Here is a 24787-nt window from a genome sequence, read left to right as displayed (position 1 = left end):
CTAGCAAAAGGCAACAACTAATATTGCTGCCTGCATATTGATTAAGTGGTGGGAATGAACAACCACTTAATGAATTATTAATTGATGGTCGCGGTTGATTGTGAATTAGGATTCTCGTTTTTAAAAATCAACGTAAACACAATAGCTAAAACCAAAGCATAACTTGCAAAAACAAGCCAGACCGTTTGCCAATCAATGCCACTTGTAGTTGTGTAATGATCGACTACAAAGCCACTAATTACCGAACCTAAATAAGCACCAAGTCCATTAGTCATGGTCATAAATAATCCTTGAGCACTATTACGAATAGTTGGTGATACCGATTTTTCAACATACATTGAACCTGATATATTGTAAAAGTCGAAGGCACAACCATAAACGATCATTGAAAGAAGTAATAGTACAAAACCGACAGGTGATGGGTCACCATAAGCAAATAAACCAAAACGTGCCACCCAAGCAAACATACTAATTAACATAACATATTTGATACCTAAACGTTTCATAAAGAAAGGTACAAATAAAATAAATACCACTTCTGAAATTTGAGAAATCGACAACAATACAGAAGGGTATTTAACTACTAAACTATTAGCATATTCTGGGAATTTTTCAAAATCATGCAAAAATGGGTTACCAAAAGTATTGGTGATTTGTAAAATGCCACCTAATAAAACCGCAAATAAAAAGAAGATAGCCATTCTAGGTTGTTTGAATAAAACAAAAGCATCTAATCCTAATGAACTAATGATGCTTTTTTCTTCAGTAGTGTTTTTGGCAGTTGGAATCAGTGGTAATGAGAGAGAATAGAGGCTAAGTAACAAAGAAGATGCAGCAGCTATATAAAGTTGCATGCTACTAAGTTCTAACTGTAAAAAGCTCACAAGCCACATAGCAACAATAAAGCCGATGGTGCCAAATATTCTGATACAAGGGAACTGAGTAATAACATCAAGTCCTTGTGATTCTAAGCAGGAATAAGAGATTGAATTTGAAATTGCGATAGTAGGCATGAAAGCTAAGCAATGAATAAGTATTACAATCATCATCAAGAAAGGTGATGTTACAGAAGCAGCTATAAACAGTGTTATCGCACCTATCAAATGACAAAGTACATATAGACGATTAGCGGGGATCCATCTGTCAGCAACAATACCAAGCAAACTAGGCATGAACAACGAAGCGATGCCCATTGTGCCATATACTGATCCTACTTCAATGCCAGTAAAATCTAATTTACGCATCATGTAAGAACCCAAGGTAATTAACCAGCTTCCCCAGATAAAAAATTGTAAGAAAAATATAACTTTAAGCTGATACTTAATATTCATTTATGATTCCTTATTAATGAGATCTTGGTGTAATCTATTATCTAAACACGAATATAATCATTATTTGATAAATAAAAATAAAAAATGGCAGATTACCTGCCATTTTTTTAGTTTTGATTTAATAAAACAGATTCTAGTGCAACTGTGATCATTTCTTTAAAGCCCAGCTGTCTTTGCTCTGCCGACATCGCCTCGCCTTTTCGAATATGATCCGAAACCGTACAAATGGTTAATGCCTTGGCTCCATATTCGGCAGCAACCCCATAAATGCCTGCAGCCTCCATTTCTACACCTAAAATATTATATTTTTCCATAACATCAAACATATCAGGCTCAACACTATAAAAAAGATCAGCAGAAAAGAGATTACCCACTTTCACATTTACACCTAACTTTTTAGCAGCATTAACAGCATTACAGGTTAAATCAAAATCAGCGATAGCGGCAAAATCATGATCTTTAAATCGTAATCGATTGACTTTTGAATCGGTACAAGCACCTAATCCAACAATCACATCGCCCACGTTAACATTAGGGCTAATTGCACCACACGAACCAATACGGATAATGTTTTCAACTCCGTAAAATTTAATCAATTCGGTTGCATAAATAGAACAAGATGGAATGCCCATTCCATGCCCCATAATAGAAACTTTTTGACCTTTGTAATAACCCGTAAAACCTAACATGGCTCTTACATTGGTAACTTCTTGTGCGTTTTCTAAAAAGGTTTCTGCAATAAACTTTGCTCGTAGCGGATCGCCAGGCATTAAAACGGTTTTTGCAAAAGCATTATCAATGGCATTAATATGCGGGGTAGACATCAACTTCTCCTGATATTTGTTTCTAAATCAATATTACTTAAACTTAAATTACTTATTTTTTTATAAACGATTTACCATAATCCATTGGTGATAAGTCAAAATAATCGGCAACACTTTGCCCAATATCGGCAAAGGTTTCACGATGACCTAAAGATCCAGTTGGCACACTATCTCCATAAACAATGACAGGTATATGTTCGCGAGTATGATCAGTGCCAGGCCAAGTTGGATCGCAACCATGATCGGCACTAATAATAAGTAGATCGCCGGGATTCATAAGCTCTAACATTTCAGGTAGGCGACGATCAAAATATTCTAACGCAGCAGCATACCCCGAAACATCGCGACGATGTCCATAAGAAGAGTCAAAATCGACAAAATTAGTAAATACGATAGTGTTATCTTTTGCTTGTTTGATTTCTTCTAATGATGCATCAAATAAAGCTTCAATACCGGTTGCTTTCACTTTTTTGGTAATTCCAACTTGGGCATATATATCGGCAATTTTACCGATGGACACCACTGTGCCTTGTTTTTCATCAACCAACTTTTTAATCATTGTTGGCGCTGGTGGTTCAACAGCAAGATCGTGACGATTACCAGTACGCACAAATTCGCCCGCTTTTTTACCAACAAATGGCCTAGCAATAACACGGCCAATATTGTAATTACCTTTATTTAGTTCATCACGTGCAATTTCACAAACTTCATAAAGTCTATCTAAACCAAATGTTTCTTCATGACAGGCAATTTGAAATACTGAATCAGCAGAAGTATAAAAAATAGGTTTGCCAGACGCCATATGTTCTTCACCAAGCTCATCAAGAATAATTGTGCCTGATGAGTGACAATTACCAAGATAACCGGGAAGTTTTGCGCGAGAAACAATCTTATCTAAAAGATTTTGAGGAAAGCTGTTAGTGGTATTAGTAAAATAGCCCCAGTCAAAAAGGACTGGTACACCTGCAATTTCCCAATGTCCTGAAGGCGTATCTTTACCTGATGAGATTTCACTGGCATAACCATATGAACCAATAATTTCGCCTTCTGTCATCATGCCTTTAGGATATGCTCCAGTTGACTCATAGGCGGCTTCTATTAAGCCTAATTTTCCTAGATTAGGTAATTTCAATGGTCCACTTCGACCTTGTTCCGCTTTACCTAATGCACAAAACTCAGCGATATGACCCAATGTATCTGCACCTTCATCCCCAAATTTTTTGGCATCTTCAGCGCCACCGATTCCAAAGGAATCTAGGATCATAATAAAAACTCTTTTCATAATTTCCTCTAACTCATAAGCAAAACTTAACTTGCGCACAATCAATAACTGCTAATCAAATAACAGTGGTTGTTTTTCGCGCTAGCAATAAGTAATTCAGACTATAATTTATAAAAAACATCGCTTGGTTAGTTATAATACACGATAACAAAAAACAAAAAAGATTTAAGCGTTACTTTAGTTGAATATTTGTATAAATAATGTGATGAATTTGATAATAGTCACACTTTTGTCGAAAAAAAGTAAATAGACTAATTTTATGAAGTGCACGATTAATAGTAAATTTAAAGAAAAATTAAAATTATTCGCGATTAAATAATTAATCAAATAAGCTTAACCAATGTGGTAATATAATCAGCAAATGCAATAGAGTCCAAACTATAAAAATAACACATAAAATCGATTGACTTTTGGACATCTATTTTCACAAAAATAAAGGTAGTTATCAATGAAACAAAAAATTCCTAATACATTTGGTCTAACTGTTTTTGCACAAAAAGTTGTCACGATCACTACGGTCGAACAATTACAACGAGTTTGGCAAGATAACTCTCAAAATTTACCTATTATAATTATTGGTGAAGGCAGTAATACTCTTTTTACCTGTGACTTTGATGGTATTGTTATTGTTAATCGCCTAAAAGGTATTACCATAACCGAAACCGAACAAGCGTGGCATTTAAAAGTGGGGGCTGGCGAAATTTGGCATGATTTAGTATCAACAACTATTGCGCAAGATATATCAGGACTTGAAAACCTCGCATTAATTCCGGGTTGTGTTGGTTCGGCGCCCATTCAAAACATTGGTGCTTACGGTGTTGAGTTTCAAAACATTGCTGATTATGTAGAACTACTTGAGCTTGCTACAGGTAAAATCATCACAGTCACCGATGGTCAATATGGATACCGTGAAAGCATCTTTAAAAAAGCATATTTGCAAGGTTATGCGGTCATCAATGTTGGTATCAAATTACCCAAACAGTGGCAACCAGTACTAACTTATGGTGAATTACGAAACTTTGATCCAAAAAATGTCACCCCAAAAATGGTCTTTGATAAAGTGTGCGAAATTCGCCGTAGTAAATTGCCCGATCCAAAAGTTCTTGGCAATGGAGGGAGCTTTTTTAAAAATCCCGTGGTCGATAAAATTGAGGCAGATAAGCTACTTGAAATTTATCCGAATATGCCAATATATCCACAAGCTAATCATCAAACAAAATTGGCCGCAGGTTGGCTTATCGATCTGTGTGGTCTAAAAGGCTATCAAATAGGCGGAGCTGCCGTGCATCAACAACAAGCGTTAGTGTTAGTCAACAAAAACCAAGCAACTGCACAAGATGTAGTTGAATTAGCTCGTTATATAAAAAAATGTGTATTACAAAAATTCTTGGTGAGTTTATCGCCAGAAATCCGATTTATCGGCAACTCGGGCGAAATTGATGCTGACAGTTATTTATAATTAACGCCAAATTATAACCCATAAATTATATGCGATAACATTATGAAACATTCGTATTCATTTCCTATTTTATTAGCGAGTTTACTCTTTGTGACTATCTCGTTGTCAGCTCTCAATACGCAAGTACCATTGTGGCTAGTGCGTAATGAGTTTTCGCTTGGGCAAATTGGTCTTGTGGGATCAAGCTATTTTACTGGCAACTTGATTGGTACTATTTTTGCCAATTGGTTTATTAGTAAATTTAATGCTCGGCACACTTATACCTATAGTTGCATTATTTTTGCTATTGCAACTGTTGGCTTAAGTTTTTCAATGAATTTTTATAGTTGGATCATGTGGCGCTTTTTTATTGGCATTGCTTGCGCTGTCACTTGGGTGGTGATTGAAAGTTGCATATTACTCACAGGCCCTGTGCATACACGTGGAAAAATGCTTGCAGTTTATTTAACCACTTATTATTTAGGCACGGTTTTAGGGCAAGCATTGTTACAGTATTTTCCACAAGATGTCTTGTATTTTGGATTGGTTATTATGTTACTAATGGGGCTTGCGATTTTATTTATTTTGCGCACACATTATAAATTACCAAAAAGAAAAAAAAGCAGCTTTGACATTATGCCAATGATATTAAATAAACCCTCTCGGCTTGGGTTAACCGGTTGCGTTATTGCTGGTATGTTAATTGGGTCGTTATATTCACTGTTGCCAGTTTATTATTCACACTTGGGTTATAGCGATACTCAAGTTGCTAATTGGATGATTTTACTTATCTTATCAGGAGTAGCAGCACAAATGCCTGCCAATTGGTATGCCGACAAATTTGGACGGCAAGTTGTATTGCTAATTGAATCGCTGCTCATGTTGGTTGCATGTATCATGCTTATATTTAATTGGTTTGGTGTGTTGGCAATTATCTTATTAGGTGCAACCATTTACACCATTTATCCCATATCGATGGCTTGGGCTTGCTCATGTGTTAAAAAGCAAAATATTGTGGCTATGAACCAAGCAATGCTATTAACTAACACTTTAGGTAGCTTAGTTGCTCCTGCGGCGATAGCATTCATCATGGATAAAACGAGTAATACCTATTTATTTGTTAGTTTTGCTATAATTTCGTTATACTTCGTTATCTTATTAGTTAAAAAAAGAGGAACGGATGCGCAGCCACAAAAATCCACTTAAATTAATTGAAATATTGGCCGATGGACAGTTCCATTCAGGCGAAGAATTGGCAACCATTTTCGGCATAACACGTGCGGGTATTAATAAATATATCAAACAACTGCGTGAGTGGGGGATAGCATTAACGTCAGTGCAAGGTAAAGGCTATTGCTTGGCTTCTCCTCTTAATTTGCTTAATAAAGCCAAAATTGACCAGTATTACCAGTCGAATAGTCAGTGTGAAGTATTACCGATTATTGATTCAACCAACCAATATCTGCTAGATCGAATAGGGCAATTAACATCAGGTGATTGCTGTGTGGCTGAATTCCAATCAAAAGCGAGAGGAAGACGTGGGCGAAAATGGTTTTCACCTTTTGGTAGCAATTTATACTTCTCGATGTATTGGCGATTAGATCAAGGCGTGGCGGCGGCAATGGGGTTAAGTTTGGTGGTAGGGATAGTACTTGCCGATACCTTGCGCACATTATCAGGCCAAGAGATCAAAGTTAAATGGCCAAATGATCTTTATCTTCACGACCAAAAGTTAGCAGGTATTTTAGTTGAGCTCGCTGGTAAAACTGGTGACTGTGCCCATGTAGTGATTGGTGTTGGCGTCAATCTAACCATGTCAAACCCCGATACCAGCATAGTTAACCAAAAATGGGCTAATTTAGGTAATGTTGATCGTAATTTACTTGTGGCTCAAGTCGCCAAAGTCTTAAGAAGTAAATTAATCGAATTTGAAAAACATGGTTTAGCCCCATTTATTCATGATTGGAATAGACTAGATAACTTTGCCAATCGACCAGTAAAACTATTAATTGGTGATAATACCATTCGTGGCATTGCAAAAGGCATCAACGAGCAAGGTGCTTTATTGTTAGAACAAAACGGTCAAATTAATGCCCATATTGGTGGCGAAATATCATTAAGAAGTGATGAATAATAAACTTAAAATTATTTAAAATAGCTATTCCGCTTGTAACAAGCGGAATAGATTAAGTAAACATATTCTTAACTTTTATTTTTAAATTTCAAAACCCGAAGGGCATTAGCGGTAACAATCGCAGTCGTGCCTGAATCAGCCAACACTGCTAGCCACAGTCCAGTAAAACCAAACAAACTGGTAATCAAAAAGATCAGCTTAATGCCTAATGCAATGGTAATATTTTGTTTAATATTACGACTCGCAAAGCGAGTTAAACGAATTAACTTAGGTAAACTGAGTAGGCTATTTTTAGTTAATGCGGCATCGGCAGCTTCTAGCGCAACATCTGTGCCACTTCCCATGGCAATACTCACAGTTGCGGCTTTCATGGCTGGTGAATCATTAATACCATCGCCCACCATAGCAATTGACGTTGTGTTACGGATCTTTTCAATGGCAATCAACTTATCGGCAGGCAACAATTCAGCGCGGTAATCCATACCTAACTGATCGGCAATAGCTTTAGCCGCTCGCGCATTATCGCCTGTTAGCATCAAAGATTTAATACCAAGCTGATTAAGTTCATTCATTGTAGTCTTTGCATCTGACCGCAACATATCTTGCAGCGCAATAATGCCCATCAGTTGTTGATTTGTTACCGCAACCACCACGGTTTTACCTGCACTTTCAAGTTCCGCAATGATTTTAGCGTGTTCATCATTTAAAGGTGTTGAAACAGTTGCAACTTTGTTTGGAGAAACAATATAAAAAGTCTGATTATCAATCTCGCCTTGAATACCAATTCCCGCAATTGCTTTACGATTATCGGCCTGATTAATGACTAACTGATTTTGTAATGCGTAATCAACAATAGCTTTACCAATAGGATGATGCGAACCACTTTCAACCGAGGCAACCATTGTTAATAATTGCTCTTTGGAAATATCTTGAGGAATCACATCGGTTACTTGTGGTTTACCTTCAGTTAAGGTACCAGTCTTATCAAACGCAACCAGTTTAACCGAACCAATATGCTCTAATGCTGCTCCACCTTTAATTAACACCCCTTGCTTTGCCGCATTCGACAAGGCAGATGTTATCACCGCAGGGGTTGAAATCACAAGCGCACAAGGGCAACCAATTAATAACAACGTCAAGCCACGATAAAACCAAGTATACCAATCAGCATTAAGCAACAAAGGTGGCACAACAATCACCAATAGTGCAAATAAAGCAATTGTAGGCGTATAGTAACGGCTAAATCTATCAATAAAACGTTCAATAGGCGCTTTGCGCTCTTCGGCATCTTCAATCATCTGTAAAATACGATCAACCGCATTTTGCCCGACTTCTGATACCACTTTAAGTTGAATTGTATTATCAACCACCAGCGAACCAGCCATAATTTTGTCGCCTGAAAGATAATTAACAGGAATGGACTCGCCAGTTAATGCGCTTTCATCAATATTGGCCTGATCACTCATTAAAATGACATCAGCAGGCAACCGCCCTCCAGATGAAATTTCAATAATATCCTCGGGTTTTAAACTATGACTGGCAACGGTTTTTCGTACACCGTCAATGATTATCACGGTCTCTTCTGGCATGAGCTGAGCAAGCGAGGAAATGCCTTTTTTTGCTTTACTTGTTGCAACACCTTCTAACATTTCACCAATCATAAATAAAAATATCACCATGGTGGCTTCTTCGGCAGCGCCAATAAATAAAGCACCAATAGCCGACACGCTCATTAATGACTCTATCGCAAATGGTGTACCACTGCGCGTTAAAACCAATGCTTCTTTCAAAATAGGAATGAGACCAACAACTGCCGTCACCATAAAGGCATATTCGCCAACGGTTTGATTACATAACAAAAGGATATAACTCATAACAATTAAAGCGCCTAACACCGCTAAAGGGATTAATGCTTTATTATCAAAACGATGGGAATGCTCATGATGATGTGAATGTTCGGGGGATGATTCAAAAATAGGCTTATAGCCTAACTCGACGATTTTATCTTCGATCAATTTAATCGTTTTTTCATTCTTTTGTGGAACAAAAACAACTAATTTTTCGGTAGAAAAGATAATCTTGGTTTGGCAAATATTGGGTAATGTCTTTAAGCTATTTTCAATTTGTTGCGCACAGTTTGCACAATCCATGCCTTTTATTTTCCATGTTAATTTAGTTTGATTGATTTGCCTGTCGGGGTCATCAGGGGGATCGCCAAACTCATTTTTGGGGTTAGTCTTATGGGTACTACCGCCACAACTCTGGGTTGATTCTTGATGACAATTTACAACATGAGAGAAATTTGCATGATTATGCGCCAGATTTTGACAATTATCATGACAACATTCATGGCGGTGATGTTTGTGGTACATTGATTTGTTATTATATAACATAACGTTACCTCTTTTTGGGGATGATTTTGATTGTACGCTAAAAAATAAAAAAGAAAATCATTTTATTTTTAATAATGAGGTAATGGGGGATGACAGATCTTTTGATCCTTTATTAATCTAATATATCTGCATAAAAAAATGTTTCTTCATAAGAAAAGATCATCTTATTGCTATTGGTAATTAAAAGAATACTTGATTCATCACTAGGATAAAAAAAATCGCTCCATGCTTTAACAAAAATCTCCACGGGTACAATAGCACTCGCTTTTCGTTCCCAAAAGAAAAAAATCGATGAAATGTTGGTTAATTTATTTTTAAAAAATAAAGAAGATTCTTGAGGAAAGTTAAAATCCAAAGTAATTTTTTCTAGAATAGAATAACATGATGACTTGATGTTCATTAAATGTTCAAATGGCAACGTCATATCCCAAAAATGACTCGATTCTTCGGTATCAAGGAAAACAATCCTGTTTTTTTCATCAAAGGATAGCAAGCAATCTTGAGAATTAAATCTCCATGCAATAGGATATTTTTTTTCATCAATGGTGAATAAATTTTTATTCATAAAATATATACTATGCCGAACTATATTTTATCTAACAGCTATTTTTTTATAAAATTTATACAGGAAATCTTTTATTCTTATAAGCAGACCATAAGTGTGTAATAGCCCAGTTAGTATATTCTCCTGCTATAAAGCTCTTGGCTATTATCTCAATATCGTCAGCGATTCGGGATGATATTTCAAAATCATTAATTGCTTTTAAAGATAGCATAAATGCTTTTTCTCGTAATGTGTTAATCAATTTGATTTCCTCATTATCAAAGCTTTTATTTTTTAATGCATTAAAGGTATTCATCCACTGATCATCAAATATATGTTCATCTCTTAGATCCAATTGATGATCTGTATCTAATAACTTTAAAAAATCAAAATTTGTTGGAACAGATAAATAATCATCAATTTCAGTAAGATATTTATTTTTCATTTTATGAATCCTTATCTTTTCTTAAAGAAAGTCATTATTCAATTGATAGTTTTAAAGTATATAGCATTATCAACTAAATTATAATCTTGATTCAGAGATTTAATATTCGCTTTCATGCATCTAAACTTGAATATGGTCTACAATAGGCATTAAAAACGTTTTATCTAAAGCTATAAAATTATTTATTGAAATAATAATTTAGAATCTTGCTTTCCATACCTTTTAGCTGTTTTCAGTAGTAATATCTTACATTTCTTTCAAAAACATATCTGCATAAGAGCTTAAATCATCTTGATCGTTACCTAGTGGGTGTTTTTCCCCTAATTTAAGCAACCAATCACTAAAATTTTCTAAAAATGATTTATTATCATTATTGACTTCAAATATCGCTGAATCAGAATAAGATTCAACTAATATATCTAATACCTCCAAAAAACCTTGATCATTTTTTAATATCTCCTCAACTTTAAATGCTTGAAGATATTTCATTACATCTATTATCTGAGATAACGTTAAAATAGTTGGACCATTTCTTAGATTATTTAATATTTCTTGGATCATGGCTATTTGCCTAAAAATTATCATCCTATTTTATTGATATTGTAGATGAGTTTTGTGTTTTTTTACTCTATTATTTTGCGGATAGTTACAGGTGCAATATAATTTGGGAATTAATATGATGAATATATTTGATTCGTTTGAAAGTTTTTTAAATACTTTAACCTATAATGAAGAACAAGACTAAGATGAAACTATTGAATATAAAGATATTAAACCAAGAGAAAGTAACAAATTCTATGACTCTGAACAAGCAATTAATACCGCTGACCTAAATGAGGTTGAAAAACTTTTAAAGATAACAATTTCTATGCAATAGTTTTAATGAATTTATTTCTAAATTAGTGTTTGAAGATGATTTATATGGTTTATAAATAATAGCTATAAAACTGATTTTATCTTAGATGATATCTAGGTCTGTATTTAGACAGATTTACGCAACTAAAAAAGGAAATGGCAAATGGGGTTAAAACTTGAAGAATCAGAAAAACAATTATCTTTTGATGAGTTAGACGAATTTAGCAAATACTTTAACAAAAAGATTCCACTTTCGTTTTCTAATTTTTATATGGAATTTAATGGCGGTTACCCACCTGAAAATGGAAGACATAATTTCTTTTTATTAGGTGGCTTTAATTCGATAAAATACGGTGATGTAACTATAGAAAATATATACACTGACTTAGTGGATAGTTTCCCTAATTTAAAGAATATGATTCCTTTTGCTTATGATGAAGGTGGAAATTGCTTTGTACTTTCATTAAAAGATGAAAATTATGGAGAAATATATATGGTTAATGGATGAAAAAGAATTAGTTTTGGTGTCTAAATCCTTTGATAACTTTATCACAAAATTATCACAAAGTTATTAACTATTGAATTTTTAGTTAATTGATTATATTTTATTTTCACCAGTTGGTAATGATTCAGCATAACTAAAATACAAATTCAATAATAACCAGATTAGACATAAATGGGATGTTTTGGTCGATTAATCACGCTATAACAAAAGAACGCAACGTACCTTTGGCTATTGTATTGATTGTGTTGGAAAATTATTGCTGCTAGAAGTCATTTTGGGATTTTCAAACAAATACTATGAAGATCTTATTGAGATTAATGATACTTGTTTAGATAGAACACCCGAAAATTGTTTTGCCATAGCCAAGTTGAATTATATGATCAGTGAACCACATCCAAAGCTCTTAGAGGATAGAACAAAAATTAATGATGTTGGAATCCATTATATGGTGAAACAGGGGAAAATGACATAATGATACATGTCACAAATTTTAAAATAAAAGATTAATTATGAAATTTATTTATAAAGATGATAAAACAAAATCTATGCACTGGGCATTTTGTGAGAAAAATCATACTCCTTTTATAGAGTTAAGTATTATTAATCATAAATTTACTAATATTTTTTATGATATAAGCAATTATCATATCTCTTTAGAAGAAATTTCTGATGATATAAAAAAATTATATTTAGCTTACATCGAATTTTGTATGCTTTCCGATCCTATAATTGAAGATTCGTATAACCAATACTATTTTTTTAATTTAATCGTAAAAAGTGAGCATGCTAATTTTTTAGCAGAAAAATTATATGATTATCTTTTAGTTAGATTAAGCAATTAAGTTAGAATATTTCCACTATTAATCAGATTTAATTAAATAGTAGTCAAAACAGTTAGGGCAATATTTTTCTAGCCAATTTTTGGCTCTTGCACTAATAAAACAGCCTAGTATTTCAATTCCCATAAAAAAATCAGAATCATCAAGTTCGTTGCCAACAAAAGTAATATATTCCGAAGGGTTTTGCATATCGATAAGTTTATTTTTGTTTAAATGAATTTGGCTTTCTATACTAGACAAGTAATAATCTGGCATATCCTGATTTAATTTTACATCATTAATGCCATCAAAAATTAAATCCACTGGTTCATATAGATCATCTAAATAATCAGTTATATCTTTATTCACATCCCATTTTGTCCAATCAAGATTAATAATTTTCTTTTTTTCTATTTCATACAAAAATTTAATGCCTTTTAATGAGGAATTTTCGATTAGTTCTTTTATTTCTTTTGTAAAAATAAAGTTATTACTTGAAAAATAAGCTTTTGGAGTAAAAGGTCCGGTACGTTCGATAGCAATAGACTGCTTATTTTCATCCCAAGGTGTTAACCCTGTCCAAAGTATATCGCCCCAGTCGCCCCAAGGGGCGGTTTTATTTTCAATTAAGAATAGGAAGCGCTGATCTTTTGATTTCATGATTATGTACTTTTACATTGACACCCAAATAAACGTGTTATGGCACTAGAAATGACAGCCTATATTCCATAGATCACTTAAGCTTTTTGTCAGACAATTAATTTATTTTTTTATCAATGCTTATAGCACTACAAAAACGGTTGCATAGTTATTACATGCGCAGCTATATTTTTGTTAAAACATGGTCAAGCAAAAATCACTATCTATGAAACGATACTCTAGCCAGTTGCCAGATTTTTTACTGTATCCTTGTAATATAAAATTATTCTGTTCAAGCGATATTTTCTGAATATATTCAAAAAACTCTAATTCATGTTTGAATAACGTTTTCTGTTCAAAGCGATTATGCAAATGATTAACGATAAAAACCTTTGCTTCAAAAAATGACCAATTAAAAATCGATAAACAAACATTAGTTATGTGTTGTTTTGTCTCTAATTGGTAAACTGATGCAAAATATATCTTAATTTTATGAGAAAATATTTTAGTATCCAAGATATTGCAATCAGCTGTTTCTATATGTTGTATATTCATTTTTTAGCAGCTTAGTTTGTTTTAAACAATAGATTGCTTTAAATCAACAATATTATCGTAAATATCTAAAGCGCTTGTTACCTAATCATATAGAAGAATGTGATTGGTATAATATTACTTTATCTGGCGATAGCATTGAGTCAATTAAGAAGATTTGCTTTTTTAACTTATCTTAATTTACTCTCAGTGACGGTTTATTAAGCTTTATAGTTAACTCTTTGATACATTCATTCGCCATTTTTTTATATTGTATCGCATTTTCTTCAGAATAGTTTTCATCCACCATTTTTTCAAAATCTGCAAGTGTACCAAAAAAATTCGTTGCTTGAATTGCAAATGCGCCATTAGCCCAACAAGCAAAAATAGTTTGCGACTTATCTTCATCAGTTTTACGATAAGCTATATTCTGTATTTGAGCTATATCTAAATATATGCCACGAGTAACCGATAAGTTTTCGGGTAATGATGTGATTTTGGTTGACTGTATATTTAAATGTTCACCAACAAATAAATTTTTAGGCAATGCTTGAATTTCTGTATTCGCTAGACTTAAATACCCGCCTACAGATAAATGTTCTGGTAATGTTTGGATTTTTGTATTTCTTAAATTTAAATAACCACTAACAGAAAATTTTTCGGGTAGTTGTTTGATGTTTGTATTTCTTAAATCTAAATCACCACCGACTGTTAAGCCTTCAGGTAATGATTGGATATTTGTATAGGCTAAATCAAGATCGCCACCAACAAATAAGTTTTCAGATAATTTGTTGATCTGACTATTGATTAAATATAAATCCCCACCAACTGATAAATTTCTTGGTAGTATTTCAATTTCTGTATTTTCTAGATTTAAATTACCACCAACTGATAGGTTATCAGGTAATTCTTTGAGCTCTGAAAAGACAAGATCTAAATCGCCACCAATTGATAAATTTTCTGGTAATGATTGAATGTCTGTATTTCCTAGATATAAATCACCGCCAATAGATAGATTGTTAGGCAGTTCTTTGATATGTGTAAACGATAAATATAAACTACCACCTACAGATAAATTGTCGGGTAATAATTGAATTGCTGAATCTGTTAAATCTAAATCACCACTAACAGAAAAATTTTTAGGTAGTGCTGCAATTTTTGTATGAGCTAAAATCAAATCGCCGTTAATCAATAAATTATCGGGTAATACACAAATTCCTTTTTTTGTTAAATTTAAATTATTATTAACTATGATCTTATTATCGTTAATACAGTATTTTACGCCTTTTTTGTTTAATAACTCCAAAAACTTTTCCATTATATCTCGCATAAATAATAAAGGTTGTTATAATTTTATTCTTATTCTGATATTAATATAAAATTACATATAATTACTACATTCGTGTTCTAAATCAAGCAGTAAACTTTCAGCATCAACAACTGGGGTATTAGATAGACCTGGAACTGAGAAAATACCGACTTGAGTCCCTTTTGATGATAATTTAGGCAACAAATCATCCATTATATAATCAAGAGATAATGCTTTTGGTTTGTAATTCTCCCAACCATCTATAGCACAATTTGCAGCATATTCACGAGCTGGCCATAATATAAGAACTTCACTATTGTCACCATTTATGCCACTCAAGGCAAAACCATCATAATCCAAAACCCAAGCTTTTTCGTTATCAACAATTCTTTTTATAGAATAAATGTATCTCTCTTTGCTGCCTTTATTTGACATAGCTTCGATTTCTTTGGCTGATACTTTCATAATTAGTCCTCGTATTTTTTGCTTACGTTTGGTAAGCATAGGTAATAATAATTATCATGTCAATGTTGAAAATTTGTATAAATTAGAGTATTGAAATACAGTATATTGATATCCGTGTTTTTTTATAACCTGTTAAATTTTAAAATAAAATTAAAGAGTGATTTAAAATGACTGTCCACTAAAATGAGGACAGTTCACATTATTTGGTAGTATTCGGCATTATAGTCATTTTGCCGATCTTCTTGGGCTAATAAAGGTGGGTTGTTTTTTTTAACTTATCTTAATTTACTATCGATGACAGTTTGTTAAGCTTTGTAGTCAGCTCTTTAATACATTCATTCGCCATTTTTTTGTATTGTATCGCATTTTCTTCAGAATAGTTTTCATCAACCATTTTTTCAAAATCTGCAAGTGTACCAAAAAAGTCCATTGCTTGAATTGCAAATGCGCCATTAGACCAACAAGCAAAAATGATTTGCGAGTTATCTTCGCCAGTTTTACGATAAGCTATATTCTGTATTTGATCTATATCCAAATGTATGCCACGACCAACAGATAAGGTTTCGGGTAATTCTTGAATTTCTGTCGATTCAATGTTTAAGTGACCATCAACGGATAAGTATTCAGGTAACCTAGTCATTTTGGTAAATTTCAAATCTAAGTCACCTTTAATAGAAAAGTGTTCTGGTAATGCTTCTATTTCTGTAAATCCTAAGTATAAACTCCCACCAACTGATAAGTTTTCGGGTAGCATTTTGATGTTTGTCACTGTTAAATTGAGATCACCTTGGACAGATAGGTTTTCTGGTAGTGCTGTTATTTTTGTTTTTGCTAAATTTAGACTACCACTAATTGAAAAATTCTTAGGTAATGCTTTGATTTCCGTATTTGTTAAATATAAATAGCCACCAATAAGTATATTTTCAGGTAATTTTTTAATTTCTGTATTTGTTAAATCTAAATCACCACTAACAGAAAAATTTTTAGGCAGTGCTTCAATTTTGGTATGAGTTAAAATCAAATCCCCGTTAACAAACAAGTTTTCAGGTAATGCTTTAATTCCTTTATTTCTTAGATTTAAATTACCATCAACTGTGATCTTATTGTCTTCAATGAGGTACTTTATATCTTGTTTATTTAGTAATTCTAAAAATTTTTTCATAATTTCTCTTTAGCGATAAAAACTGTTTTAAATAGACTGCATTAATGCGGTTAACAACGGTAAATTTTACTACTACAGATTTTTGCTTAAAAACGGAAAGCCCTTTTTTTGACCTTCCCATTTTGGATTAATCCAAAAAATCATCATTTTCAAGGTAATAAATAATAGCATCTAATAAATCTTTTTTTGTAGCATTAGGATGATGTTCAAGTTTATTATCGATAATGGCTTGAAATGTCGGATATTCTAACCATGCTTCATATTTATCAGGTGAATAATCCATTTCATCAAATTCATCTTCCGTTTCTGCAACGTAATAATTGGCATTTTTAATGCAATTGATCTCATTTATAAATTCAGGTTCCACAAAAAAGCGCCATGGTTCATCCAGATTTTTATAAATACGGAATAAATTTTCAATTCCTCTTATAGTTTTCATTCATAATCTCCAATTATTATTTACAATAAATTGTATCTGGCTATTTTCTGCAATCATCACAACCATCATTTTGATTTATTTAATCATTCCACTCTAAATTGACTTGCTCATCATAGCATGGTGGAATTTCTTTATCTAGAACAGGTAAATATTCGCCGTTTATTATATTATATGCATGTTTTCTATAAGGATACTTAGATATTATATTTTTAATATCATCATACAAATTTTCTTTTTTTAACCAGACGTTACCACATTGACCACACCCAAAAAATGGAGGGATATCTTCAATATAAGATACTATACCCGTACATGTTTCTTTAGGGCATCTTAACCCATTAACAACAGGGATTTTTTTATTGTCTAGGTTAGTTAACTGCATTGGATTAAAAGCATAACTCATAAAACAATAAGGGCACTGTATCATAATGAATTTCATGTTTTTTTCACGAGAAACTAAGATGAATCGGTCTTGCTCCTCTGATGCTATAAATGCTTTATTACAATTATCGCAGAATAAATTCATACCGACCTCTTTTAATTAACACCAAATAAGGGATTCATTCTTGTAGGATACTTGTGTAAATCTTTATTATTGACGAAATAATGGGTTTTTATGATGTACAACCATATTATCAGCCAATTTTCCTTCCAAATTATTACAAACGTTAATAACTATTTGTAGCTTACTTCACATTGACCAATCACATCAAAAATATGATCATAAGTACTTAAAACATAATGTTCATCTTGTTCCTTATCAAATACTTTATCGAAACAAGATTTTTTTACCAGCTGATATTTTGATTCATCAATCATCGTAATAGTTAAACTTTTTATATTTTTAAATTTAAAACAGATTAAAGCCTCGCCTTCTAATCCTCTGCTGGGTTGGCAATGTGGTAACCACAAAGAAGCTACTACCTTTAATTCCAGTGGAAACATATCAAATATGATGTCTTTTAATATTAAAGCGTCTCTTCCATATATTTCTCCATAGATTGTTTCAATTGCCTGATTGTTTACTTCTGGCATTTTATTTTTCTCCTATTTCGACTATTCCCAAGCTGTCGTCATGTAGTTTAATTATTATTTTTAATTGACCGATAAACCGAATGAAAACAACAGTGCTAAAACTGATGCTTTTTTACCCTCAAAACCAAAAGCCGAGGAATTTATATCAAAGGTATATAAAAGCTCATTTTTGTTTAATAACACAAAATGATAATCATGTAATATATCAATCAGTTCAAGCAATATTTGATAAATATCATCATTACAATCAATAACTTTACTTCCATAATATAAAAAAGCATAGGCCGACACTAAAGATAAATATAAATACATTGATTTATTATGATAATTAAATTTTAGCGATATACATACGTCATAGTTTAAATCAGTATTATCTTCTACTTTAAATAAAGCATGGATATCATTCAGTAGACATTTATATTTTAGGGAATTGTAGGATTCCATCACGAAATGGAAATCTGGGTTGCTTAAATCGCCATATGCTTTTTGAAGTGCATATAAGATCTTTTTTCTTTGAATATGCATTAATATTAAAACTCCCATTTTATGGAATACTTATGTACTTCACTTTTGCAATCCACATGAATGCTGGTTTTAGTTTGCACGTTCCCATTAGGCTCAGTCTCAACCGAACTATTTTTACTCAAACCGCTATAAAGGATCACTTAATAAATTGTGCTAATTACTCATCACCACATATTCATAATTAGCATATTTTTTTAGGGTTATTTCATACCATCATATTCCCAATAAAAACTACTGGCTAATTTATCCAAGGCTTGTATTTCATCAGTGGGATTTATCAAAGCAAGCTGCTGATCTATTGTGCGTCTAACCTTATTCCAATCGTATTGGTATAGTAACAACATTTTATATAATTTAGGTTGTTGTATTCTGTTGTTATTTAAATTCATTATCCCTTCTGGAGTAGCAATAATAATTGAATAAATATCTGTTTCATCCTTTCCTGTAATACCAATATTCATTTCTAATAAGTAAAATACTGCATTGTCTTCTGGTTTCCATCGCCAAGGATCATGTATATCTGGGGACCAGTAATGTTTCACTTCAAATTTTTGTTGCCTAATTTTTAATTTATTCATGATATATCGCTTGAGATTTTGCTAGATATGGCAACCCGATAGAATTATTATTAAATCATATCGCCGTGTTGCCAGTTAGTTATTGTTTATGTTGATTGCTCAAAAGTCATATATGTATTTTTCTTTTCATCTAAAAATATATATAAATAGGATATATCATGGCTAATTTGGGTTATATCTAATTGACCTATAAAAATTAACGGTTTGTTATCTACGGTTGGCCAGTTTGGGGATTGAAGCCATTTAGGTCTATTTTTTAAGAATTTAAAATCTTTCTTAATTTCTAATTTTAACGCTCTTTCTAATTCAACTCCAACTTTATCCCGATGTTTATTCATAATTAAATTAAAGTATGGTTCAGTTAAATTTAACCAGCTTGGCTGAATTTTCATAAATAGATCATACTTTTTTTTATGTTCATTATTTAACGAGAAGTTAATATTTCTTTTAGCGAGAAACTTTGAAAGTAAATCTTTACTATCGAGTTCACCTGATGGCAATAAAATATTAATTTCAATAAGATATAAAAATGCGTTTTTATATCTGCTGGTATAGGGGGGAATTTGATGCTCTTCAGATAGAAGATCTTCAATATCCTTATTATAATAAAGTTCTTTTTGAAAATCCTGTGGAGAAAGTGTGCCTGCCAAATAGCTTTTTATAATATCGATAGAGTTCATTTTTTATTACCTTTTGGGTATCGCAACAGATCAAGGGCAACATTTCTTTTTTCATGTGACTCAATTTTAATTGATTAAATTTTGAGATCTTTTTTTGAAATGTTATCTCTATTTTTCCTTATATAATCAATAATAATCATATATTAATTGATGACGATAAACAAATCACACATTATTCCAATTCAAAAAATGACGCCCTTTAATGTATTGGATATCACCGCAGGCGGTAAGTCAGCTCGCTGATAAATTATAGTGCTTCCACTACAGAAGTGTATTTCAATTTGTTCTATATTATCTATATGGTTTACTGTATGCTCAGGCAATAGTTGGATAATATTAGCTGGTAATAAAGCATTAAAATTTGTTTTCATTATTCCATAAGTATCATGGATAGTGATACCACTAAATTTATGGTTATCTTCAGATAAATTAATGAGTTCATAGCCACTATGTTCTTTTTTATCAAGACCTATTTCTATATCAAAAAGTCCGATTTTAGCCGTGTACAAAATGGCTGATTTCATTGTTTCTATTTGGCAATGTCGAAAAAAAGCATCTTGCGCTAAAGCAGGCAGGCACTTTAAAAAGCCGCCATTGTTAATAATATCAATAATATCAATATTTAATCTTTCCATATTTCACATTCTATCTTTTTTATTGTTCCAGTTTTTCATTTATCATAAGCATAAAATAAAAAGTGAGGTAGTGATCAAACTGTATTTTTGATAAATTAGATAATTTATCATTGTTCACTTTAACTCAATGAAGACGCTCAGCCGAAAACTCGCTTTAACACTGTTAGCTATCGAAATGATTGCACAATCTTCAAAACAGGATATTGAGAATATTCTCTTTGCAAATTATCTTGATAAAGATGGTCAACCTTTAGCATATACAAATATGTATGATGATGCTATTCAACCGTTTTTATTAGGCTATTTTATTGATATTAAATTGAAAGGCTATTCTAATCAATATTTAAAACAATATGTTAGTGGTTTATATGGTAAACCTATTACCATTATAGGGGACGAAGATATTTTGCATGCATGCCCTTGTTGCCATTATTTAACCCTAACTCATCAAGGACAATACGATGTTTGTCCATTATGTTATTGGGAGGATGATGGTACACTCAGTACTGAATTAGAGCATTATAGTTCAGTTAATCACTCGACATTAAGCAAATATAAAGTAATGTTCGACAAAAAACAAAAGGCTACTTTGATGAATATTCCATATAAATTAGCTAATAGAGATTTATAATACTTGCATCAAATCTAGATTTGATTATGTAATAAAGTAACTACGCTTTTGGGGATTAACGTATCAAAGGGTGCTTAGATGACAAAAATATTGGCGTTATGGAATAAACAAACGTTACCTATAAAAGACGGGATTTACTTTTCTACTGGTGAATCAATATCCCTTTCAGCCCAGTTTTATCCCCAATTATTAATTAAAAAAGGGAAATCATTCAATCTTAATTTTTTTTTTGGATAAAGATCCTGATAATATCACTAATATAGATATCATCCAAAAAATCACCCTAACAAATGGTAATAAATGCTTTTTAGGTGAAGGAAGCTATGGCTCGGAAGGTTTTATCGCTTACTTAACACCTAAGAATGATTTAAAATGGGTGATCTATTTCGAAACATCAAACCCATTCATTAATGCAATTGAATTACCCAATCACTTTCTTAGGGTGGAATCAAGTGCCAATTTCAAAATAGTAATCGAATTAAATAACCCATTTAATCTTATTTTAGTTAAATAAGTTTTGTTATATTCTTTTTTAGTCATATAGATAACACCGAAAGACCTCATGAAGCATTAAATAATATGCTATCTACTAAAACAGGCAGGGTATTTACCCAACTGTTCACTTTTTCGGTCATATTTTTGTAAAAAATATTCAGGATTCTATACCGTTTCAGCGTGAAATTATTTTAAATTTAATCATTTAATCAATTTCATTGATAAGTCATTAAGTTGCTTAAATCGCTTGTTTAATAAAGGGATTAAGCCGCTATCAGTTACTGGTTTAACTAACTGAAATTGTTAACATTAAACAATATTTATTTAACATTTTTAAAAAAAAAGATTAAATTTCACACTAAAACAGTGTACAATTTTTAGCTCAGCTGTCTGTTATTTAAACTTAATAATCAAAATATCAGTGTTAAATAAAAAAATAACTAAAAATAACACCGATTAATTTTTATAAAATGGATATAAGGAGGAAAACATGTCAAATGAACTTAATCGTCTTTTGGGTCAGCTTGGTGACGGGGTTAGCGATTTAATGGCGGGCTTAGATGGCGTTAGTCATAATCGCTATACCTTAACCGTTGACGGGCTGGGCGCGGCGATGTCGGTTTTACATGTTGAGGGGGATGAGTCGTTAAACCAGCCTTGGCGTTATGTGATTACCTTTACCAGTACTGACAAAACCTTATCGCCTGATGCCTTTCTTAACCAAAAATCGACCTTCTCCTTTAATCCTGTTATCAACAAACCATTAACTTCCGCTATCCGCTCATTAAGTGATTTGCCCACGTTGAGTAATAAACGCACCTTGCATGGGGTGATTACTGAGTTCAGTCAGTTATCGGTCAATAAAGATGAAGCCCATTATCAGGTGGTGTTATCCTCGTGCTTAGCACGGCTGGCTGTGGGGCAACATAGTGCCATATTTCAAAATCAAAGCGTGGTGAGTGTGGTTGAAGAAGTGCTGCGTAGTCATGGTTTGACGGGGATTGATTACCGTTTAGAGTTAAAAGATAGCTACCCTGAGCGGGAGTTTATCACCCAATGGCAAGAAAGTGACCTTGCCTTTATTCAACGCTTATTGGCCGATGTCGGTATCTGGTTTCGCTTTGAAACGCATGCTGAGCACCATTGTGATGTGATGGTGTTAAGTGATTATGAGCAAGGCTATGCGCAAGTGGCCGATATTGACTATAAACCGCCCAGTGGTATGGCAGATACGGGGGTTGAAAGTGTGTGGGATATCAGCCTACATAGTGAAGTGGTGGTCTCCTCAGTCAAGGTACAAGACTATAACTACCGTGATGCCCTCGCCGATTTACAGGGTGAAATAAACACCCAACCCAAAGACTCCACCACCTATGGCACTGACTACCGTTATGCCGAGCACTATAAAGGCTTAGATAGCAACGGACAAGACAACCCGCAAACTAGTGGCGATAGTAACGATGATGATGATAATGATAATCGTGATAATGGCAATAACTTTAATGAGAATAACAGGCATGACGAGAATCAGGTTGAAAGTGGTCAGTGGTATGCCCGTATTCGCCATGAACAGGCGATTAGCCAGCAAATTATCCTCAAAGGCAAGAGTAACCACTACAACCTTGCCCCCGGTCAATGGATTAACCTCAACGGCAGTCCGCTGGCCGATATCAATGACGGTATCATTATTTTAAGTGTACAGGGGCAAGGTAATCGCACTGATGCCTATGAACTCACCTTTACCGCCATTCCTTATCAAGCCTTAAAACCCTATCGCCCCGCGCCCATATGCTGGCCACAAGTCAGTGGCACTTTACCTGCCCGCGTCACCAGTCCTAATCATGACACCTATGGTTATATCGACCCGCAAGGGCGCTATCGGGTTAAATTTAATGTTGACCTGAAAGAGTGGAAAAGTGGCACGGAAAGCTTATGGGTACGCTTAGCTAAACCTTATGCGGGTAACACCTATGGCTTTCACTTTCCGTTAATTGATGGAACTGAAGTAGCCATTGCCTTTATGCAAGGTAATCCCGATAGGCCATATATCGCCCATGCGATGCATGACAGTGCCCACCCTGACCCTGTTACCACCATTAACAAACACCGCAATGTGATTCGCACGCCGGCTAATAACAAACTGCGCATGGATGATAAACGTGGGCAAGAGCATATTAAACTGGCCACCGAATATGGCAAAACTCAGCTTAATTTGGGGCATTTGGTCGATAATAAAAAAGGACAACGCGGTGAAGGCTTTGAACTGCGCACCGACGAATGGGGGGCGATTGCCGCTAATAGAGGCTTATACTTAACCACCCAAACCCAGCCGAAAGCGCAAGGCAAACAGCTCGATATGCAAGCGGCGATTGCCCAAATTGAAAATGCTCTCTCCATTGCCAAAGCCCTACAAAATGCCGCTACCCAGTCCGAAGCGCACAGCGCCGATACCGACAGCCAAGAACAACTTAAAGCCAACTTAAGTGAGCTGACCCAAAGTGGCATTTTAGCCTACGCGCAAGAAGGCCTAGCCCTAACCAGCCCTGAAAATATTCAACTGACAACAGCTAACAGCCTCACCTTAACCAGCGAACATCAAACCGATATTAACGCTTTAAACAACGTCACCCTTGCAGCGGGCGAGGCGATAGGCTTATTTGCCCAAAAATCAGGCATGAAACTATTTGCCAACCAAGGTGATATTGAAGTGCAAGCCCAAAATGCCAACCTCAATATGGCCGCCAAGCAAGATATCAAAGTGGATAGTGTCGATGGTAAAGTCACCATTACCGCCAAAGACAACCTCACGCTTATTTGTGGTGGCTCTTATATCAAAATCAGCAGTGAAGGCATCGAACTGGGCACACAGGATAATATCTATCTTAAATGTAACGTGATGCAGAAGATGGGGGCTGCAAGTCATCATTTATCCGCAAAACTGAATATTAATCGTCAAGAGCTCGAAGCCTTATTAAAAAAACATGTATCGTTTAACTCGAAAGGCTTTTCGGCATAAGGAATAAGGCAATACACATGACCATAAAAAAAATTGACAATTTCAACTTTCCCGTGGGTGAAAAACAACTCAGTCAAG

General features: G+C 33.7%; 26 protein-coding genes. 7 read left to right on the top strand and 19 right to left on the bottom strand.

Going from position 1 to position 24787, the window contains the following annotated elements; all coding sequences use genetic code 11:
- Window positions 1-77: 77 nt before the first annotated feature.
- The 3 genes from ACYIAM_RS02305 to ACYIAM_RS02295 all read right to left on the bottom strand — a co-directional run bounded on the left by ACYIAM_RS02305 (window position 78) and on the right by ACYIAM_RS02295 (window position 3437).
- The gene (locus ACYIAM_RS02305) at window positions 78-1331 is read right to left on the bottom strand and encodes a nucleoside permease (RefSeq protein ID WP_483747103.1); all 1254 of its coding nucleotides are present in this window, start codon (window positions 1329-1331) and stop codon (window positions 78-80) included.
- A 107-nt stretch (window positions 1332-1438) separates the two neighbouring features.
- Complete coding sequence (deoD, locus tag ACYIAM_RS02300) at window positions 1439-2155, bottom strand: purine-nucleoside phosphorylase (RefSeq protein ID WP_174795971.1); 717 nt, start codon at window positions 2153-2155, stop codon at window positions 1439-1441.
- Between the two features lie 52 nt (window positions 2156-2207).
- The gene (locus tag ACYIAM_RS02295; protein WP_483747102.1) at window positions 2208-3437 is read right to left on the bottom strand and encodes a phosphopentomutase; all 1230 of its coding nucleotides are present in this window, start codon (window positions 3435-3437) and stop codon (window positions 2208-2210) included.
- Window positions 3438-3885: 448 nt separating this feature from the next.
- Between ACYIAM_RS02295 and murB the strand changes: the two genes are divergently transcribed.
- Genes murB through birA form a run of 3 tightly spaced genes read left to right on the top strand, consistent with a single transcriptional unit; the run spans window position 3886 to window position 7009 of the window.
- Window positions 3886-4896 (top strand): UDP-N-acetylmuramate dehydrogenase, encoded by a 1011-nt coding sequence (gene murB / locus ACYIAM_RS02290; RefSeq protein WP_483747101.1) that lies wholly within the window; start codon window positions 3886-3888, stop codon window positions 4894-4896.
- Between the two features lie 42 nt (window positions 4897-4938).
- On the top strand, window positions 4939-6081 hold the full coding sequence (locus ACYIAM_RS02285) for an MFS transporter (RefSeq protein ID WP_483747100.1): 1143 nt from the start codon (window positions 4939-4941) through the stop codon (window positions 6079-6081).
- Entirely contained in the window at window positions 6056-7009 is a 954-nt protein-coding gene (gene birA / locus ACYIAM_RS02280) for a bifunctional biotin--[acetyl-CoA-carboxylase] ligase/biotin operon repressor BirA (protein ID WP_483747099.1), read from the top strand. Before ACYIAM_RS02285 ends, birA begins: the two co-directional genes overlap by 26 nt.
- Window positions 7010-7077: 68 nt before the next feature.
- Here the strand turns inward: birA and ACYIAM_RS02275 are convergent, their stop codons facing one another.
- The 4 genes from ACYIAM_RS02275 to ACYIAM_RS02260 form a co-directional block, all read right to left on the bottom strand.
- Window positions 7078-9402 carry a zinc/cadmium/mercury/lead-transporting ATPase gene (locus tag ACYIAM_RS02275; protein WP_483747098.1) on the bottom strand — a complete coding sequence of 775 codons (2325 nt, stop codon included), beginning with the start codon at window positions 9400-9402 and terminating at the stop codon, window positions 7078-7080.
- A gap of 112 nt (window positions 9403-9514) precedes the next feature.
- Window positions 9515-9967, bottom strand: a complete 453-nt coding sequence (locus tag ACYIAM_RS02270) for a hypothetical protein (protein WP_483747097.1) — start codon at window positions 9965-9967, stop codon at window positions 9515-9517.
- A gap of 55 nt (window positions 9968-10022) precedes the next feature.
- Entirely contained in the window at window positions 10023-10391 is a 369-nt protein-coding gene (locus ACYIAM_RS02265; RefSeq protein WP_483747096.1) for a hypothetical protein, read from the bottom strand.
- A gap of 246 nt (window positions 10392-10637) precedes the next feature.
- Window positions 10638-10952 carry a hypothetical protein gene (locus ACYIAM_RS02260; protein WP_174795979.1) on the bottom strand — a complete coding sequence of 105 codons (315 nt, stop codon included), beginning with the start codon at window positions 10950-10952 and terminating at the stop codon, window positions 10638-10640.
- 457 nt (window positions 10953-11409) lie between these two features.
- On the opposite strand from ACYIAM_RS02260, the gene ACYIAM_RS02255 reads away from it, so the two are divergent.
- Together ACYIAM_RS02255 and ACYIAM_RS02250 are read left to right on the top strand one after the other, a co-directional pair.
- Window positions 11410-11754, top strand: a complete 345-nt coding sequence (locus ACYIAM_RS02255; RefSeq protein WP_483747095.1) for an SMI1/KNR4 family protein — start codon at window positions 11410-11412, stop codon at window positions 11752-11754.
- Window positions 11755-12260: 506 nt separating this feature from the next.
- On the top strand, window positions 12261-12593 hold the full coding sequence (locus ACYIAM_RS02250; protein ID WP_483747094.1) for a hypothetical protein: 333 nt from the start codon (window positions 12261-12263) through the stop codon (window positions 12591-12593).
- Between the two features lie 18 nt (window positions 12594-12611).
- Here ACYIAM_RS02250 and ACYIAM_RS02245 read toward each other — a convergent pair whose 3' ends face one another.
- The 12 genes from ACYIAM_RS02245 to ACYIAM_RS02190 form a co-directional block, all read right to left on the bottom strand.
- Window positions 12612-13229 carry a hypothetical protein gene (locus ACYIAM_RS02245; RefSeq protein WP_483747093.1) on the bottom strand — a complete coding sequence of 206 codons (618 nt, stop codon included), beginning with the start codon at window positions 13227-13229 and terminating at the stop codon, window positions 12612-12614.
- Window positions 13230-13403: 174 nt separating this feature from the next.
- Window positions 13404-13763 carry a hypothetical protein gene (locus ACYIAM_RS02240; RefSeq protein WP_483747092.1) on the bottom strand — a complete coding sequence of 120 codons (360 nt, stop codon included), beginning with the start codon at window positions 13761-13763 and terminating at the stop codon, window positions 13404-13406.
- A gap of 172 nt (window positions 13764-13935) precedes the next feature.
- Window positions 13936-15057 (bottom strand): hypothetical protein, encoded by a 1122-nt coding sequence (locus ACYIAM_RS02235; RefSeq protein WP_483747091.1) that lies wholly within the window; start codon window positions 15055-15057, stop codon window positions 13936-13938.
- Window positions 15058-15120: 63 nt separating this feature from the next.
- Window positions 15121-15513: a DUF2750 domain-containing protein gene (locus tag ACYIAM_RS02230; protein ID WP_085164754.1), complete on the bottom strand. Its 393-nt coding sequence runs from the start codon at window positions 15511-15513 to the stop codon at window positions 15121-15123.
- A 280-nt stretch (window positions 15514-15793) separates the two neighbouring features.
- Window positions 15794-16675 (bottom strand): hypothetical protein, encoded by an 882-nt coding sequence (locus ACYIAM_RS02225; protein WP_483747090.1) that lies wholly within the window; start codon window positions 16673-16675, stop codon window positions 15794-15796.
- 127 nt (window positions 16676-16802) lie between these two features.
- Window positions 16803-17114: a DUF7716 domain-containing protein gene (locus tag ACYIAM_RS02220; protein ID WP_483747089.1), complete on the bottom strand. Its 312-nt coding sequence runs from the start codon at window positions 17112-17114 to the stop codon at window positions 16803-16805.
- A gap of 79 nt (window positions 17115-17193) precedes the next feature.
- Window positions 17194-17640: a hypothetical protein gene (locus ACYIAM_RS02215; RefSeq protein WP_483747088.1), complete on the bottom strand. Its 447-nt coding sequence runs from the start codon at window positions 17638-17640 to the stop codon at window positions 17194-17196.
- Between the two features lie 149 nt (window positions 17641-17789).
- Window positions 17790-18149, bottom strand: a complete 360-nt coding sequence (locus ACYIAM_RS02210; RefSeq protein WP_483747087.1) for a hypothetical protein — start codon at window positions 18147-18149, stop codon at window positions 17790-17792.
- Between the two features lie 60 nt (window positions 18150-18209).
- On the bottom strand, window positions 18210-18674 hold the full coding sequence (locus tag ACYIAM_RS02205) for a hypothetical protein (protein WP_483747086.1): 465 nt from the start codon (window positions 18672-18674) through the stop codon (window positions 18210-18212).
- Between the two features lie 200 nt (window positions 18675-18874).
- Entirely contained in the window at window positions 18875-19252 is a 378-nt protein-coding gene (locus tag ACYIAM_RS02200) for an Imm8 family immunity protein (RefSeq protein ID WP_174795990.1), read from the bottom strand.
- 86 nt (window positions 19253-19338) lie between these two features.
- Window positions 19339-19932: a hypothetical protein gene (locus tag ACYIAM_RS02195; RefSeq protein WP_483747085.1), complete on the bottom strand. Its 594-nt coding sequence runs from the start codon at window positions 19930-19932 to the stop codon at window positions 19339-19341.
- A gap of 182 nt (window positions 19933-20114) precedes the next feature.
- Window positions 20115-20567, bottom strand: a complete 453-nt coding sequence (locus ACYIAM_RS02190; RefSeq protein ID WP_483747084.1) for a hypothetical protein — start codon at window positions 20565-20567, stop codon at window positions 20115-20117.
- A gap of 175 nt (window positions 20568-20742) precedes the next feature.
- Between ACYIAM_RS02190 and ACYIAM_RS02185 the strand changes: the two genes are divergently transcribed.
- Together ACYIAM_RS02185 and ACYIAM_RS02180 are read left to right on the top strand one after the other, a co-directional pair.
- On the top strand, window positions 20743-21198 hold the full coding sequence (locus ACYIAM_RS02185) for a CPCC family cysteine-rich protein (protein WP_483747083.1): 456 nt from the start codon (window positions 20743-20745) through the stop codon (window positions 21196-21198).
- 985 nt (window positions 21199-22183) lie between these two features.
- Window positions 22184-24709 (top strand): type VI secretion system Vgr family protein, encoded by a 2526-nt coding sequence (locus tag ACYIAM_RS02180; protein WP_483747082.1) that lies wholly within the window; start codon window positions 22184-22186, stop codon window positions 24707-24709.
- Window positions 24710-24787: the final 78 nt, after the last annotated feature.

The organism is Gilliamella sp. X-60 (genome assembly GCF_057063585.1).
The sequence above is the reverse complement of the archived record's forward strand: the minus strand, read 5'-3'. Positions and strand labels throughout refer to the sequence as shown.

What these genes read in the sequence shown, in the direction of transcription:
- ACYIAM_RS02225 (WP_483747090.1), bottom strand. Translation starts at nt 16,675, where the DNA reads ATGAAAAAATTTTTAGAATTACTAAATAAACAAGATATAAAGTACCTC.
- ACYIAM_RS02265 (WP_483747096.1), bottom strand. Translation starts at nt 10,391, where the DNA reads ATGAAAAATAAATATCTTACTGAAATTGATGATTATTTATCTGTTCCA.
- birA (WP_483747099.1), top strand. Translation starts at nt 6,056, where the DNA reads ATGCGCAGCCACAAAAATCCACTTAAATTAATTGAAATATTGGCCGAT.
- ACYIAM_RS02185 (WP_483747083.1), top strand. Translation starts at nt 20,743, where the DNA reads ATGATTGCACAATCTTCAAAACAGGATATTGAGAATATTCTCTTTGCA.
- ACYIAM_RS02260 (WP_174795979.1), bottom strand. Translation starts at nt 10,952, where the DNA reads ATGATCCAAGAAATATTAAATAATCTAAGAAATGGTCCAACTATTTTA.
- ACYIAM_RS02200 (WP_174795990.1), bottom strand. Translation starts at nt 19,252, where the DNA reads ATGAATAAATTAAAAATTAGGCAACAAAAATTTGAAGTGAAACATTAC.
- ACYIAM_RS02245 (WP_483747093.1), bottom strand. Translation starts at nt 13,229, where the DNA reads ATGAAATCAAAAGATCAGCGCTTCCTATTCTTAATTGAAAATAAAACC.
- ACYIAM_RS02205 (WP_483747086.1), bottom strand. Translation starts at nt 18,674, where the DNA reads ATGCATATTCAAAGAAAAAAGATCTTATATGCACTTCAAAAAGCATAT.
- ACYIAM_RS02235 (WP_483747091.1), bottom strand. Translation starts at nt 15,057, where the DNA reads ATGGAAAAGTTTTTGGAGTTATTAAACAAAAAAGGCGTAAAATACTGT.
- ACYIAM_RS02270 (WP_483747097.1), bottom strand. Translation starts at nt 9,967, where the DNA reads ATGAATAAAAATTTATTCACCATTGATGAAAAAAAATATCCTATTGCA.
- ACYIAM_RS02240 (WP_483747092.1), bottom strand. Translation starts at nt 13,763, where the DNA reads ATGAATATACAACATATAGAAACAGCTGATTGCAATATCTTGGATACT.
- ACYIAM_RS02305 (WP_483747103.1), bottom strand. Translation starts at nt 1,331, where the DNA reads ATGAATATTAAGTATCAGCTTAAAGTTATATTTTTCTTACAATTTTTT.
- ACYIAM_RS02210 (WP_483747087.1), bottom strand. Translation starts at nt 18,149, where the DNA reads ATGCCAGAAGTAAACAATCAGGCAATTGAAACAATCTATGGAGAAATA.
- ACYIAM_RS02295 (WP_483747102.1), bottom strand. Translation starts at nt 3,437, where the DNA reads ATGAAAAGAGTTTTTATTATGATCCTAGATTCCTTTGGAATCGGTGGC.
- ACYIAM_RS02275 (WP_483747098.1), bottom strand. Translation starts at nt 9,402, where the DNA reads ATGTTATATAATAACAAATCAATGTACCACAAACATCACCGCCATGAA.
- ACYIAM_RS02230 (WP_085164754.1), bottom strand. Translation starts at nt 15,513, where the DNA reads ATGAAAGTATCAGCCAAAGAAATCGAAGCTATGTCAAATAAAGGCAGC.
- ACYIAM_RS02215 (WP_483747088.1), bottom strand. Translation starts at nt 17,640, where the DNA reads ATGAATTTATTCTGCGATAATTGTAATAAAGCATTTATAGCATCAGAG.
- ACYIAM_RS02220 (WP_483747089.1), bottom strand. Translation starts at nt 17,114, where the DNA reads ATGAAAACTATAAGAGGAATTGAAAATTTATTCCGTATTTATAAAAAT.
- ACYIAM_RS02180 (WP_483747082.1), top strand. Translation starts at nt 22,184, where the DNA reads ATGTCAAATGAACTTAATCGTCTTTTGGGTCAGCTTGGTGACGGGGTT.
- ACYIAM_RS02190 (WP_483747084.1), bottom strand. Translation starts at nt 20,567, where the DNA reads ATGGAAAGATTAAATATTGATATTATTGATATTATTAACAATGGCGGC.
- murB (WP_483747101.1), top strand. Translation starts at nt 3,886, where the DNA reads ATGAAACAAAAAATTCCTAATACATTTGGTCTAACTGTTTTTGCACAA.
- ACYIAM_RS02285 (WP_483747100.1), top strand. Translation starts at nt 4,939, where the DNA reads ATGAAACATTCGTATTCATTTCCTATTTTATTAGCGAGTTTACTCTTT.
- deoD (WP_174795971.1), bottom strand. Translation starts at nt 2,155, where the DNA reads ATGTCTACCCCGCATATTAATGCCATTGATAATGCTTTTGCAAAAACC.
- ACYIAM_RS02195 (WP_483747085.1), bottom strand. Translation starts at nt 19,932, where the DNA reads ATGAACTCTATCGATATTATAAAAAGCTATTTGGCAGGCACACTTTCT.
- ACYIAM_RS02250 (WP_483747094.1), top strand. Translation starts at nt 12,261, where the DNA reads ATGAAATTTATTTATAAAGATGATAAAACAAAATCTATGCACTGGGCA.
- ACYIAM_RS02255 (WP_483747095.1), top strand. Translation starts at nt 11,410, where the DNA reads ATGGGGTTAAAACTTGAAGAATCAGAAAAACAATTATCTTTTGATGAG.